The organism is Nocardioides sp. Root682 (assembly GCF_001427795.1).
GTDB lineage: Bacteria > Actinomycetota > Actinomycetes > Propionibacteriales > Nocardioidaceae > Nocardioides.
This window is the reverse complement of sequence record NZ_LMHJ01000001.1, coordinates 2,564,100-2,576,829: the sequence shown is the minus strand read 5'-3', so window position 1 is coordinate 2,576,829 and position 12,730 is coordinate 2,564,100. Positions and strand designations below refer to the sequence as shown.

Sequence of the window (12,730 nt, the reverse complement as noted above, 5' to 3'; positions counted from 1 at the left end):
CGCCGTGGGCGACTACTTCGAGTGCGAGATCCAGGCCCGGCTGCGCGACGTGAACCTCGGCGGCCACGTCGACAACGTCGAGGCGCTCCGGGTGCTCGACGAGGCGCGACTGCTGTTCTTCCGGTTCGCGCCGCTGCCCGGGTCCGACCTGCCGGGGTTGTTCCGCGACGTGCCTGCCGGCATCACCGACCTGATGGGGTCGCAGCAGGTCAACTACAACGCAGAGATGCGGTTCGTGGCCTACCAGCCGTTCCTGGTGCGGATGTGGATCGGCCACGTCGGCCGGTCCTCCCTCACGCTCTCCTACGAGCTGCGCGTCGCGCCCGACCACGCGCCGGCGCTCCTGGCCGAGAGCGCGATCGTGCTCTGGGACCCGGCCGCCCAGTCGTCGTGGCCGATCTCGGACGCGGTCAGGGAGACGCTGGCGTCGTACTCGAGGGAGCCGGTGGTCCTGCGGGAGCGTCCGGGTCGCTGACCGGCACCGCGAGCGTCCAGGTTGCGGTGACCCCGGCGACGGCCAGGGCGAGGCCGACGATCCCGACCACCGCGGCGAAGAAGGCCGCGGTGTGGGCGCCCGTGTCGAGCTGCGCGAGGAACGTGCCGACCGAGACCACGCTGGCGGCGGCGATCGCCGCCGGGAGTACGACGCCCGGCAGGCGTCGTGGCCGAGGCGCGTCCGGCAGCACCGGGCCCTGCACCACGGCCAGGATCGCGGCCCCCACGACGAGCAGGCCCAGGATTCCGCTGCCGAACTGCGCCCACTGCGAGCCGTGCATCCCCGCGTGCGTCTCGTGCAGCCACGGAACGGCCTGCACGCCCCACCGACCGGCGTGGGTGAAGGCGTCCCACAGGACGTGGGTGGCCGATCCGAGCACGGCAGCCAGCGGTGCGAGCAGCCAGGCGGTCCGTCCGATCCGGACCCGGGCGGGCAGCCGGTCCCGGACCCTCGACGGCGCTGTGTCGACGAGGGCGTCACGACCCCAGCGGTCCCAGAAGCCCAGCAGGAGCAGGGTGATCGCGAGGTCGACGGTGACGAGACCCGCCAGGCTGTGCGTGAAGCCGTAGGTCTCCCAGGACTGCGAGAAGACGGGGAGGTCCGGCGCCATCGAACCGATCACCATGGCCGAGAGCGGAAGTCCGAGGCCCCGCAACGGCAGCACCGCTGCCGGATGGGCGAGGGTCACGGGCACGTGGTGAGGCTAACCGGGTCGAGCAACAACTGAGTCCGGGCCGGGGCGGACCGACGAACGCCCCGGCCTGGACGATCAGGGGCTCAGGCGCAGGGGTAGCTGCGCCAGGCCTGGGCCGGTCCCGAGTGCGCCAGGGCGTCGAGCGCCATGGCGATCGCCGTCGGGTTGCCGGGGATGCCGATGTGCTCGACGAACGTCAGCGGGCAGTAGTCCTGGATCTTGAGGTTGGACACCTGGTCCGGCCAGCCCCACAGGTAGCCCGACGTGGAGGGGACCACGACCTCGTCGTACTGGGTGATGACGTTGGTGTAGCTGACGTTGCCGGGAGTCTCGTCGCCCCAGTTGAGGTCGGTGATGAAGGGCGAACCGTTGCCCTGCTCGGCGCAGGCCGGACAGAAGCCCTGCGCCAGGCTGGTCAGCAGGTAGTGGTAGGTGCCGTGGTTGGACGGCGCCAGCCCGATCAGGTCATCGACCTTGTCCTGGCCACCGAGGTACTTCAGGTAGTAGCGCGGCATCATGCCGCCCTGGCTGTGGCCGACGAAGCTCACCTTGGCCGCGCCGGTCGCCGCGAGCACCCGGTCGACGAAGGTCGAGAGCTCGGCTGCGGAGTCCGCGATCGGACCGGTGCCGCGGTTGCCGTAGTCGAGCGCGAAGACGCAGTAGCCGGCATTGAGCAGTGCGGCCTCGAGGTTCTCCAGCAGGCTGACGCTGTCACCCATCGTGCCGTGGACGACGATCACGGGTTTCGGGTGCGCGGCGCTGGGCTGGCAGTCCCAGTTGTTCAGGGTTGGGGCGGGGGTGTCGGCGACGCTCGGCGCCGGGTTGGCCACGGCCAGCAACGCGGTGACGCAGCTGGCCGCCAGGACCGTTGCCCATCGGGACCTGAGCTTCGATGTCGTACGCAAGATGTCTCCTCTTCGAGCCGCAAAAGCCCCCACTGCCGCACGACCAGAACTACTTCCGATGTGTGACGGTCGCCACACATCGGCACAACTTACCGACCACTAAGTCAGTCGTCAACGGCCGGCAGCAATTGCCGGCAGGTGGCGACCGGCGAGGACGTCCCGTGGGACCTCAGACGAGACGGGCGACCAGCCGCAGCGACGCCGTCAGGTCGGTGTCGGGCTCGATGCCGGCGCTGCGTCGTACGGCGGCCTTCAGCGGCACCAGGTAGCGCCCGTCCTTCGGGAACAACGCGGTGGTGAAGTCGGTGTCGCCGATCCGGACCTCGACGGCCACCTGCCCCCAGTACTCCTGGCCCCGGGCCGCTTCCTTGATGTCGTCACTGTCCTCGACGGGAACCGCGAGGAAGAAGTACGGCGCCGGGCCGCGCCACTCGACGACGGGGCCCGAGAAGGTGAACTCCATGTCAGCCATGTCAGCCACGTCAGTGGGCGAAGCGGTCAGCCCTTCTCGACCGCCGCCAGCACCTTGTCGAGCTTGGCCTTCAGGTCAGGCACCTCGTCGAGCAGGACGAGCTTGTCGTTCAGGTCGCCGAGCAGGGTCTGCACCTCGACCAGCACGACCTTGGTCTCGGCCAGCGTGGCGTCGACGGTGGCCAGCTTCTCGTCGACACCGGTCAACGTGCCGTCGACCGTCCCGAGCGTCTGGTCGACGTTGCTCAGCGCCGCCTCGGCGGCCTTGAGCGTCTTGTCGGTGCGCTTGAGGATGTCGGCAACAGGATTCAGTCCCACGGTTTCTCCTTGTCGTACGGCGACGGCTCGGTGGTCGAGCCTGTCGGGACCACCTTGTCAGGCAAGTCGTCCGAGGACCGGCTCCGACTCGATCAGGCCGTCGTTGCTGGGCTCCTCGCCACGGCCGAAGACCTTCTCGTGCTGCTTCTGCCGCCAGGCCAGGTGCGCCTCGGCGGGCTTGTCGTAGCCGTAGCGCGCCCGGGCCTCGGCGGGGGTCAGCACCTCGGGGTTGGTCGGCTCGACGCCACGGAAGACGGGAGTCACGACGGGGATGGTGCTGGGCGAGAGCAGGGCGAGGATCCGCAGCTGCAGTCCGGCGCTCAGCGACAGGGCGGCGAAGACGGCGCGCAGCACCGGTCGGACCGCGATGTCGACAGCCCGCGGCTGGCGCAGGTCGCCCATCTCGCGCATCCAGCCGGGAAGCGTCGCGATCACGCCGGCGGTGAAGAACTTGCCGACGACCCACTGGGCGGGGCGCAGGACCAGCGGCACCTGGACCAGCTGGTCGATGTCCATCAGGTGGTGCATCGCCTTCTGCGCGATCGGCGAACCGGACATCAGCGGGTGCATCCGCTCGTAGTAGGCGTGCAGCTCGGCCCGGGTCCGGGGGACGTCGTCGGGGTTGCAGGTCTGCAGCTCGGCAGCGATCGCGCACTCGTCCCAGAATCTGCGCTCGTCGGCCTCCGACAGCTTGCCCGGACCGTACATCTCGTAGGCCTTGAGCACCGAGTGCCAGCCCGTGACCAGGATCCACAGCTGCGAGTCGGGGTCGTTGGCGTCGTACTTCCCGCCCCCGTAGGGCTCGGTGCCGATGGCCTTGCTGTGCACCTTGACGAGGACGTCGGCGGCGCGGCTGGTGCTGCGGCTGTCGCCGAACGCGACGAGGGCGAAGTAGTGGATGGTTCGGTCGTAGCGGGTCTTCGGGCGCTTGTAGATGTCCTGGGTCCGGTCGACCGAGGCGACCAGGTTCGGGTCGAGCTCCTCGACGACGACCGCACGGCTGAAGCCGATGGTCAACGAGGTCGGGTAGCCCCAGACCTTCCACGCCACCGAGTCGGGGCCGAAGAAGCCGTGGTCCTCGGCAGGGGTGATCTCACGCTGCTTGCGAAGTGCCATGGCCCCAGAATGCTACAGTTGTGTAGTAAATGGAAGACCTACCGCTGATCTAGGGTGTGCGCATGTCGGACCAGGCGCGGAAGAGACGGCCTTACGCGGCTCGCGTGCCCATGGCCGAACGCCGCGAGCAGCTGCTCGACGCGGCACTGCAGGTCGTCGATCGCGACGGCTACGACGGCGTCTCGATCGATGCGATCGCCAAGCAGGCAGGGGTCACCCGCCCCGTCGTGTACGGCGCCTTCGACAGCCTGGGTCCGCTGCTGATGGCCCTGCTCGAGCGCCAGCAGCAGCGCGCGCTGATGCAGCTGTTCGGCGCCCTGCCCCAGGACCTCGAGGACGGCGATCCCGCCGGCCTCATCCGTCAGGCCGGACCCGCATTGCACCAGATGCTGCTCGACGACCCGGTGACCTGGCGGGCGATCCTGCAGAGCGCCACCCACGCTCCCGAAGCGGTCCGGGAGCGCGTCGAGGCCGACCGCGAGCAGGTCCGGCTGGCCATCGAGCGACTGGTGACCGGGGCCCTCGGTCGCCGTACCGATGCCGAGGTGCTGTCGCACGCCGTGATCGCCATGCTCGAGCGCTTCGGCCAGCTCGTCATCGCCGATCCCGAACGGTTCACCGCCGAGCGGCTCACCGAAGCCGTGGTCGCGCTGCTCGGGCGGGCGCCCGGGCGGGTCACTTGAGCGTGATGTCGCTGAAGATCAGCAGCGGCCAGGCGACGATCTCCCCGAGGTAGGACAAGAACGCGTCCATGCCGTGCAGGCCCTCGACGTGGGCGTGGTGGGCATCGGCCCAGAACACCCCGACGATGACGTAGGGCAGGCCGAGCCAGACCATCACGACGAGCAGGTCCTTGACGTTGATCGGCTTGTTCTCGGTAGGGGTCGAGGTCGTCATGCGATCGACGGTAGATGATTTCCGGCGCAATTGCTACACATGTGTAGTAATTGCGGAGGGCACTGTCGGCGGCGAGGTGCACGCTGGTTGCATGACCACTTCAACCACCAGCCCGGTCACCGAGCTGATCGCCATCTGCATCGACACGTCCGACGCCGCCCGCCTCGCGCAGTTCTACGCCGACCTCACCGGCGGCGAGGTCACCGGCGTCTACCCGGAGTACGGCTACGCCGCCGCCTCCGTGCTCGGCTCCACGCTGAACTTCCAGACCGTCGCCGACTACGCCCGTCCGCAGTGGCCCGGTCAGGAGCACCCGCAGCAGTTCCACGTCGACTTCCGGGTCGCCGACCTCGCCGAGGCGACCGCCCACGCCATCGCCCTCGGCGCGACCGTGGCCGGCGACCAGCCCGGAGGCGGAGCGTGGCAGGTGATGATCGATCCCGACGGGCACCCGTTCTGCCTGTGCGCGCCGCGCGACTGAGCCCTCGGGGCCCTCGGGGCCCTCAGGACCCTCAGGACCCTCAGGGCTCTCAGGCGCGCCGGTAGGTCAGGTGCGTGACGTACGGCGTGACGCGGGCAGCCACCGGCACGAGGTCGCTCGACGGCACGCCCTCGAAGAGCCGTGACCCTTCGCGGAGCCCGGACACCTGCGGTGCGACATGCCACCGGAGCTCGTCGAGCAGTCCCGCCGCCAGGTAGGCGTTGACCGTCGACGCACCACCCGCAACCGCCACATTGGCGTCGCCCGCGACCGCGCGCGCCCGGTCGAGCGCCTCCTCGATCCCACCCGTGACGAAGTGGAACGTCGTGCCGCCCGCCATCTCCAGCGGCTCCCGCTCGTGGTGGGTGACCACGAAGACGGGCGCGCGGTACGGCGGTTCCTCGCCCCACCACCCGCGCCAGGCCAGGTCCCAGTCACCGCGGCCCGGGGAGAACATGTTGCGCCCCATGATGAAGGCACCGGCGTCGAGGATCCCGGCAGCCTCCTCGGGGTTGTCGTCGCGGTGATCGATCTGCCACGCGTGGAGGGTCATGTGGTCCAGGCTGCCGAAGGGGCGCTCGAAGCTCTGGTCGGCCGCCGCCCCGAATCCATCGACGGTGGTGGTGATGTCCGCGGTCACGATGCCCATGTCGCATCTGACCACGGCGCCGTCGAAAACTCATCGGCCGGGTGGAGCACCCCGTGGGAGGATCGGCCCGTGCTGGGCATCACCGACCTGTCGACGTACCTCGTCGGACTCATCCTGATCATCCTGCTGCCCGGACCGAACTCGCTCTACGTGCTCTCCGTGGCCGCACGGCGCGGCGTGCGCGACGGCTACTCCGCAGCGGCCGGCGTCTTCACCGGCGACGCCGTCCTGATGACGCTGTCGGCAGCCGGGGTGGCCTCGCTGCTGCAGGCCAACGACCTGGCCTTCTCCGTCGTCAAGTGGGTGGGCGCCGGCTACCTCGGCTACCTCGCCTTCACGATGCTGCGCGGCGCGTTCCTGATGTGGCGCTCACGCCACCGGGCGGTCCAGGCCGTGGCCGACGGAGCGCCGCCACTGGCTCCCGACGAGCGCCCGTACCGCCGCGCCCTGGTGATCAGCCTGCTCAACCCGAAGGCGATCCTCTTCTTCGTCGCCTTCTTCGTGCAGTTCGTCGATCCGTCGTACGCCCACCCGGCCCTGTCGTTCCTGGTGCTGGGGATCTTCGCCCAGATCGCGAGCGTGGCCTACCTGTCCGCACTGATCTTCGGCGGCACCCGCCTCGCCGACGCCTTCCGGCGCCGCAAGTCGTTGTCTGCGGTCGGCACCTCAGCGGTGGGCGCGATCTTCCTCGGCTTCGCCCTCAAGCTCTCCCTCGCCCACGCCTGACCGCGACTTGGGGTTTGTCACCGTCGACTTGGGGTTTGTCACGCCTCAGATCGGTGGGAAACCCCAACTCGACGGTGACAAACCCCAACTCGGCATCAGGCCTTGGCGAGCCCGTCGTCGATCATCTGCTGATAGTGCTCGGTGATGGTGTCGGCGACGGGACGGAAGTCGATGCCGAGCTCCGCGGTGGTGCGGCTGCTGTCGTACGCGAGCGGGTGGCCGACGTTCTTCTCGACGAATTCGCGGGTCAGGCCGGCGAGCGGAGCGCTCAGCTTGACCGCCGCCTTGGGCGCGATCATCCGCGGGAAGGTCAGCTTGTTGCCGAACGTCTTGGCCAGCACCCGGCCGATGCCGAGCATGCTGATCGAGTCGGCGTTGGTGACGTAGCGACCCTTGGCCTCGGGGGTGAAGCCGGCGGCGATGTGCGCCCGCGCGACGTCGCGTACGTCGACCACGCCGAGGTAGAGCTTCGGGACACCGAGGGTCAGGGAGTAGTCGGTGAAGTGCTTCATCGTGTCCATCGAGCCGGAGACGCTCGAGGTGGTCAACGCCGGGCCGAGGACGAGGCCGGGGTGGATGGTGACCAGGTCCCAACGCTCCTGGGCCTCGGCGATCGACCAGGCGTCCTTCTCGGCGACCGTCTTGGAGTACGGGTAGGGCTGGTGCTCCAGGCTGCTGGTGGTGTTCCAGTCGGCCTCGGTGACCGGCCGGCCCACGACGTCGCAGTTGTCGCCGTGCAGGGCGACCACGCTGCTGGTGAGGACGACGCGCTTGACGCTGTCGGTGGCATTCACGCTGGCCAGCACGTTGCGGGTGCCCTCGAGGGCCGGGTCGACGAGCTGCGCCTGTGGGTCCTTCACCTTGCCGAGCAGGAACGGCGACGCGGTGTGGATGACCAGCTCGACGCCGTCCATCGCGGCCGTGAAGCTGCCCTCGTCGAGCAGGTCGGCCTGGTGCAGCGTGAGCCGGCCGGGGTGCGCCTCGGAGAGCGCATGCAGGTGCTCCAGGCCCTTCGGCTTCTGCGGGTTGCGCACGGTGGCGCGGACCGTACGGCCGTCCTCCAGCAGCTGCCGCACGATCCAGCTGGCGACGTACCCGCTTCCGCCGGTGACGAGGACGGGCGCGGTGGGATCTATCTGCGTCATGGCGTTCACCCTAGGGGGATCACCAGGTGACGGCGTCGCAGTCCGTGGAGCGGTGACCCTCGATCTGCAGCGTGGCGTGCTCGATCTGGAACCGGTCGCGCAGCAACGCCTGCCCGTCGCGCAGCGCGCCCCCGCCGTCGGCACCGTCGTCCAGCACCAGGTGCGCGGTCGCGACGTTCATGCCGGACGTCAGGGTCCAGGCGTGCAGGTCGTGGACGTCGCGGACGCCGTCGATGGCGGCGAGCGCCGCGGTGACGGCATCGATCTCCAGGCCGGCCGGGACGTGCTGGCCGAGGACCGCCAGCACCTCACGGCCGAGCATCACCGCCCGGACGGCCACGAACCCGCCGATCAGGAACGCGACAACGGTGTCCCAGACACTCGACCCGGTCGCGATGATCAGCCCTCCGGCGATCAGTACGCCGACGCTGCCGGCCGTGTCCGCGACGACCTCGAGGTAGGCGCCCCTGACGTTGATCGAGTCCTTGGCGCCGGCCCGCAGGAGCAGCAGGGCGATCACGTTGACGACCAGGCCGAGGAAGCCCACGACGAGCAACGGACCACTGGCCACCTCTGCGTCCTCACCGATGCGGGCGACGGCTTCGACGACCACGTACACCGAGACACCGAGCATCATCAGCACAGCCAGGCCCGAGGCGAAGACCTCGGCCCGGTAGGACCCATAGGTACGACGACCGCTGCTGTCCTCGCGCGTCGCGATCTTCGTCGCGACCAGTGCGGCACCGAGCGCGACCACGTCGGCGGCCATGTGGCCGGCGTCCGAGATGAGCGCGAGGGACCCGGTCGTGAAGCCGACGACGACCTCGACGACGAAGAACGCGGCAATCAGGGCGAAGGAGACCGCCAACCGCCAACGGTGGCGGGCGCCCGCGTGACCGGTGGCAGCGGGAGTGTGGCCGTGTCCGTGTCCGGCTCCCATCACCACTCCTCGTCGGCGTGCAGGGTGGTCGGCCCGAAGTTGGCACTCAGCACGACCGCCTCACCGGTGGCCTCGAGCAGGCGCTCGGCGGCACGCAGGATGTCGGCCGTGGCCTCGGGGTGGGCCAGCGAGAACATCGACGCCCGTCCGCTCGGGCGCGAGACGACCAGGCCACAGTCGCGCAGCAGGGCGAGGTGCTTGGAGACCGTGGACTGCGCGAGCCCGAGGTGGTCGGTGAGGTCGATGACGCGGTGCTCGCCGAGGGCAAGGTGCTGCAGCAGCGCGAGCCGGTTGGGATCACTGAGACCGTGCAGCAGGCACGCCGCCGCGACGAGCGCCTCGACCTCGCTGGTGGGCTCCACCTGATTCATCGCCATATGGCGATGTAATCACCGTTCGGCGACGCTGGTCAAGTCCTGCCCGGCCCCTCTCCCGCCGCGTCCGTTCGGTGCCTATGCTCCGATCGTGCTGATCCGACCCGCAGAGCTCGACGCCATCCGTGCGGGCGACATCGACCTGGCGTTCCGGCGCTGGGACCGGGCGCGGGTCAAGGTGGGCACCCGGCTGCGGACGGCCGTCGGGCTGCTCGAGGTCACTGCCGTCGAACCGGTGGCGCTCTCGGCCCTGCGCGCCGACGACGCCCGGCGTTGCGGCGCCGCATCACTCGCCGCTCTCAAGGAGGCACTGAGCGCCCGCAAGGACGGCCAGGTCTTCCGCATCGGCCTGCGGTACGCCGGCCCCGACCCCCGCGAGGTCCTGCGCGAGTCCGTGCCGACCGCCGCCGAGCTCGCCGACATCGTGGCCCGGCTGAACCGCCTCGACACCGCCTCGCGCATCGGTCCGTGGACCCGGGCGACGCTGCGACTGATCGACGCCAACCCCGAGGTGCGCGCTCCCGAGCTCGCCGAGCAGATGGGGCGTCCGACGCCGGAGTTCAAGATCGACGTACGCAAGCTCAAGGAGCGAGGGCTGACCGAGTCACTCGCGATCGGCTACCGCCTCTCCCCCCGCGGTGAAGCGGTGCTGGACCACGAGGACGGACCGCGGGAGCGGGCTCCCCGCCGGACCGGCACGCCCCTGCCCCGCACCATCGGCGCGCCCGCCACCCGGGCACTGCGCGGCGTCGACCTCCACACCCTCGAGGCGGTCAGCGGCTGGACCCGCCGCGACCTCGCAGCGTTGCACGGGGTCGGGCCGATCGCGCTCGACCGGATGGCCGCGGCGATGGCCGCCTGCGGCCTGGCCTACGCGCCCGACTGACCCGTGCAATCGGGGGCAGACAACGCCCTGCTCGGCGCCTAGGGTCGGAGGCACGGTCCAACGGAAGGTCACCACCCATGACGTCTCTCACCACGCGTCGCCTGATCGGCGTCGTTGCGGGCTCCCTGCTGCTCGCCGTACCGCTCTCGTCCGCGCCGCTCGGCACCGCGACGGCCGGCGCTTCGCCGGGCGCCGCCGCGTGCCTCGACGGCTCGGCGGCCCGGGTCGCCGAGGGCTCCGCCGCCACGGAACCCCAGCTGTACGACAAGAAGGACGCCAAGAAGTACGGGGTCCTCAAGGACTCGCCCTACCTCGGCAACGGCACGGTCACCGTGGACACGGTCTTCCACGTCATCACCGACGGCGCGAGCGACGCCGACCGGGCCCGGCTCGAGACGATGGTGAACGCGCAGATGGACGTGCTCAACGCCGCCTACTCGGGCGACACCGCGCCGGACGCGGCCGACACCCCGTTCCGGTTCGACCTCACCTCGATCGAGTTCGTCGACAACGCTGAGTGGTACACCGTCGTCCCGGGCAAGACCGAGCGCGACATGAAGGCCGCCCTCTACGAAGGGGACTCCACCACCCTCAACGTGTACACCGCGGACATCGGCGCCGGCCTGCTCGGCTGGGCGTACTTCCCCAAGGGCTACAACAACGGTCGCGACTTCATCGATGGCGTCGTGATGCTCGACGAGTCAATGCCCGGCGGTACGGCGGGCAAGTACTCCCTGGGCGACACCCTGACCCACGAGGTCGGCCACTGGCTGATGCTCGAGCACACGTTCCACACCGGGTGCTCGGCGTCCGGCGACGGCGTCGCCGACACGCCCCGTGAGGCGATCCCGCAGTTCAACTGCCCGGAGGGTGCCGACACCTGCGCCACGCCCGGCCTCGACCCGATCCACAACTTCATGGACTACTCCCAGGACTCGTGCATGAACATGTTCACGGAGGGCCAGGCACAGCGGATGAGCGACGCCTGGGTGGCGTTCCGCGCGACGGCGTAGGTACCTCCGCGGTCACCGGGGCGGCGGGCGCCCTACGGGACGAGGAGCACGGGCATCAGGTCGTGCACCTCGGCGCGCAGCTCGTCGAGGACGCCCTCGCGACCACACAGGTGGCCGAGCAGGGCCTGCTGGAACAGGCCGTCGAGCAGGCCGTAGGCGACGCGTGAGGTCAGTGCCGCCGGCCGGCCGGCCAGGTCGGCGTAGGTGCTGACGACCCGCCAGATCATGTCCTCCAGCGTCTGGTCGATCTGGAGGACCGCGTCGCGCAGGCTGTCCTCGAACATGCTCTGCGAGCGCAGGTCGTACCAGAGGCGGTGCATCGGGGCCTCGTCCACGACCGTCTCCACGAGCTTGTCGGCGAACGCCGCGACGAGGCCGTCGGCCGTCGTGGCGTCGGCAACGACTCCGTCGTACCGGTGCACGCAGGTGGCCTTGTACTGCCGCACGCAGTAGACGATCAGCTCGAGCTTGTCCTGGAAGTAGTAGTGGACGACGCCGTGGGAGAACTCCGAGTTGTTCGCGATCTCGCGCAGGCTCGACCGCGCATAGCCCAGCTCGCCGAGGGTCAGCAGCGCGGAGTCAGCGAGCGCTCGTCGGCGCTCGTCGTGCTTGTCGGCCGGCGTGCGACGAGCCGTGGCAGTCGTCATGTCGGCCGACCCTACCGGCCACGCGCCGATCCCGGGAGTACTTGTTGACAAGTGACAAGTTTTTTCTGGTCGTTTGTCAAGAAAAGTCTTGACGGTTGTCAAGGAAACGCGATTGTGTGGCGTGCATCACCCCATCGACACCCCAACGACACAGGAGTCGCTTCCCATGAACCAACTCGAACTGGCCGGCCGCAAGGCGCTCGTCACCGGTGGCGCCCAGGGCCTGGGCAGGAAGTTCGCCGAGTTCCTCTCCGCCGCCGGCGCCACCGTCGTCGTCGCCGACCTGCAGGACGAGAAGGGCAAGGAGGTGGCCGAGTCGATCGGCGGCTCCTTCGTGCACCTCGACGTGACCGACGACGCCTCGTGGGAGGCGGGCATCGCCCAGGCCGTGAGCCAGGCCGGAGGGCTCGACGTCCTGGTCAACAACGCCGGCATCGAGATCGCCGGGCTCTTCATCGACCTCGACCCGGACGTCGTCCGACGCATCTTCGACGTCAACGTGGTCGGTACCTCGCTCGGTATCAAGCACGCGTTCCGCGCCATGGGTCCCGGTGGCGCCGCAGGCCATGTCGACGGAGGCGGCGTGGTCATCAACATCGCCTCGGTCGCTGCGACGATCGCCTTCCCCGCGCTCTCCGCCTACTCCGCGTCCAAGTCAGCCGTCGACCGGCTCACCCGCGTCGCCGCGATGGAGAGCGGCAAGCTCGGGCTCGGCGTGCGCGTCAACTGCATCTGCCCCGGCCTGGTCCCCAACGAGATGGGCGCGGGCCTGGCGAACGAGATGACCAGCCTGGGCCTGTTCCCCTCCCCCGAGGAGGCGGTGGCCGGTGTGGTCGCGCTGACCCCGTCCGGCCGCCTGGCCACCGAGGAGGAGATCGCGGACGCGGTCGTCTTCCTCGCCTCGGACCGTTCGAAGTTCATCAACGGCGTCGGCCTGTCGGTCGACGGCGGCATGGGAATGTGAGGAGACCT

The 12,730-nt window shown here is 69.7% G+C and carries 18 protein-coding genes; 7 read left to right on the top strand and 11 right to left on the bottom strand.

The features are described from left to right. Positions 1-4: 4 nt before the first annotated feature. A complete protein-coding gene (locus tag ASD84_RS12090) occupies positions 5-475 on the top strand; it encodes an acyl-CoA thioesterase (RefSeq protein WP_056710342.1) in 471 nt (156 codons plus the stop codon). On the opposite strand, the gene ASD84_RS12085 is transcribed toward ASD84_RS12090, so the two are convergent. The 5 genes from ASD84_RS12085 to ASD84_RS12065 all read right to left on the bottom strand — a co-directional run bounded on the left by ASD84_RS12085 (position 411) and on the right by ASD84_RS12065 (position 4,000). Continuing rightward, positions 411-1,190 (bottom strand): DUF4184 family protein, encoded by a 780-nt coding sequence (locus ASD84_RS12085; RefSeq protein WP_082573323.1) that lies wholly within the window; start codon positions 1,188-1,190, stop codon positions 411-413. The genes ASD84_RS12090 and ASD84_RS12085 overlap by 65 nt on opposite strands. Before the next feature lie 83 nt (positions 1,191-1,273). Further along, the gene (locus ASD84_RS12080; RefSeq protein WP_056710338.1) at positions 1,274-2,095 is read right to left on the bottom strand and encodes an esterase/lipase family protein; all 822 of its coding nucleotides are present in this window, start codon (positions 2,093-2,095) and stop codon (positions 1,274-1,276) included. A 169-nt stretch (positions 2,096-2,264) separates the two neighbouring features. Continuing rightward, positions 2,265-2,567, bottom strand: a complete 303-nt coding sequence (locus ASD84_RS12075; protein ID WP_235531066.1) for a DUF1905 domain-containing protein — start codon at positions 2,565-2,567, stop codon at positions 2,265-2,267. 26 nt (positions 2,568-2,593) lie between these two features. Beyond that, on the bottom strand, positions 2,594-2,884 hold the full coding sequence (locus tag ASD84_RS12070; protein WP_056710336.1) for a hypothetical protein: 291 nt from the start codon (positions 2,882-2,884) through the stop codon (positions 2,594-2,596). Positions 2,885-2,941: 57 nt separating this feature from the next. Beyond that, the gene (locus ASD84_RS12065) at positions 2,942-4,000 is read right to left on the bottom strand and encodes an oxygenase MpaB family protein (RefSeq protein ID WP_056710334.1); all 1,059 of its coding nucleotides are present in this window, start codon (positions 3,998-4,000) and stop codon (positions 2,942-2,944) included. A 110-nt stretch (positions 4,001-4,110) separates the two neighbouring features. Here ASD84_RS12065 and ASD84_RS12060 point away from each other — a divergent pair, with 110 nt between their 5' ends. After that, entirely contained in the window at positions 4,111-4,683 is a 573-nt protein-coding gene (locus ASD84_RS12060; RefSeq protein WP_056710332.1) for a TetR/AcrR family transcriptional regulator, read from the top strand. On the opposite strand, the gene ASD84_RS12055 is transcribed toward ASD84_RS12060, so the two are convergent. Further along, positions 4,676-4,897, bottom strand: coding sequence for a hypothetical protein (locus tag ASD84_RS12055; RefSeq protein ID WP_056710330.1), 222 nt, complete (start codon positions 4,895-4,897; stop codon positions 4,676-4,678). The two genes, ASD84_RS12060 and ASD84_RS12055, sit on opposite strands and share 8 nt — an antisense overlap. Before the next feature lie 91 nt (positions 4,898-4,988). On the opposite strand from ASD84_RS12055, the gene ASD84_RS12050 reads away from it, so the two are divergent. Continuing rightward, positions 4,989-5,378: a VOC family protein gene (locus ASD84_RS12050; RefSeq protein ID WP_056710328.1), complete on the top strand. Its 390-nt coding sequence runs from the start codon at positions 4,989-4,991 to the stop codon at positions 5,376-5,378. A gap of 49 nt (positions 5,379-5,427) precedes the next feature. Here ASD84_RS12050 and ASD84_RS12045 read toward each other — a convergent pair whose 3' ends face one another. Then, complete coding sequence (locus ASD84_RS12045; RefSeq protein WP_056710326.1) at positions 5,428-6,027, bottom strand: dihydrofolate reductase family protein; 600 nt, start codon at positions 6,025-6,027, stop codon at positions 5,428-5,430. A 69-nt stretch (positions 6,028-6,096) separates the two neighbouring features. Here ASD84_RS12045 and leuE point away from each other — a divergent pair, with 69 nt between their 5' ends. Then, complete coding sequence (leuE, locus tag ASD84_RS12040) at positions 6,097-6,753, top strand: leucine efflux protein LeuE (protein WP_056710324.1); 657 nt, start codon at positions 6,097-6,099, stop codon at positions 6,751-6,753. Positions 6,754-6,848: 95 nt separating this feature from the next. On the opposite strand, the gene ASD84_RS12035 is transcribed toward leuE, so the two are convergent. The 3 genes from ASD84_RS12035 to ASD84_RS12025 are packed head-to-tail and all read right to left on the bottom strand — an operon-like array spanning position 6,849 to position 9,215. Next, positions 6,849-7,898 carry an NAD-dependent epimerase/dehydratase family protein gene (locus ASD84_RS12035; RefSeq protein WP_056710987.1) on the bottom strand — a complete coding sequence of 350 codons (1,050 nt, stop codon included), beginning with the start codon at positions 7,896-7,898 and terminating at the stop codon, positions 6,849-6,851. A 19-nt stretch (positions 7,899-7,917) separates the two neighbouring features. Next, the gene (locus tag ASD84_RS12030; protein WP_056710322.1) at positions 7,918-8,838 is read right to left on the bottom strand and encodes a cation diffusion facilitator family transporter; all 921 of its coding nucleotides are present in this window, start codon (positions 8,836-8,838) and stop codon (positions 7,918-7,920) included. Next, complete coding sequence (locus ASD84_RS12025) at positions 8,838-9,215, bottom strand: ArsR/SmtB family transcription factor (RefSeq protein WP_056710319.1); 378 nt, start codon at positions 9,213-9,215, stop codon at positions 8,838-8,840. Before ASD84_RS12025 ends, ASD84_RS12030 begins: the two co-directional genes overlap by 1 nt. A gap of 88 nt (positions 9,216-9,303) precedes the next feature. On the opposite strand from ASD84_RS12025, the gene ASD84_RS12020 reads away from it, so the two are divergent. Continuing rightward, the gene (locus ASD84_RS12020) at positions 9,304-10,098 is read left to right on the top strand and encodes a hypothetical protein (protein ID WP_056710317.1); all 795 of its coding nucleotides are present in this window, start codon (positions 9,304-9,306) and stop codon (positions 10,096-10,098) included. A 77-nt stretch (positions 10,099-10,175) separates the two neighbouring features. Beyond that, complete coding sequence (locus ASD84_RS12015) at positions 10,176-11,111, top strand: zinc metalloprotease (RefSeq protein ID WP_082573321.1); 936 nt, start codon at positions 10,176-10,178, stop codon at positions 11,109-11,111. A gap of 32 nt (positions 11,112-11,143) precedes the next feature. Here the strand turns inward: ASD84_RS12015 and ASD84_RS12010 are convergent, their stop codons facing one another. Continuing rightward, positions 11,144-11,758 carry a TetR/AcrR family transcriptional regulator gene (locus ASD84_RS12010; RefSeq protein WP_056710314.1) on the bottom strand — a complete coding sequence of 205 codons (615 nt, stop codon included), beginning with the start codon at positions 11,756-11,758 and terminating at the stop codon, positions 11,144-11,146. Positions 11,759-11,924: 166 nt separating this feature from the next. On the opposite strand from ASD84_RS12010, the gene ASD84_RS12005 reads away from it, so the two are divergent. Next, complete coding sequence (locus ASD84_RS12005; RefSeq protein WP_056710313.1) at positions 11,925-12,722, top strand: SDR family NAD(P)-dependent oxidoreductase; 798 nt, start codon at positions 11,925-11,927, stop codon at positions 12,720-12,722. Positions 12,723-12,730 lie beyond the last annotated feature (8 nt).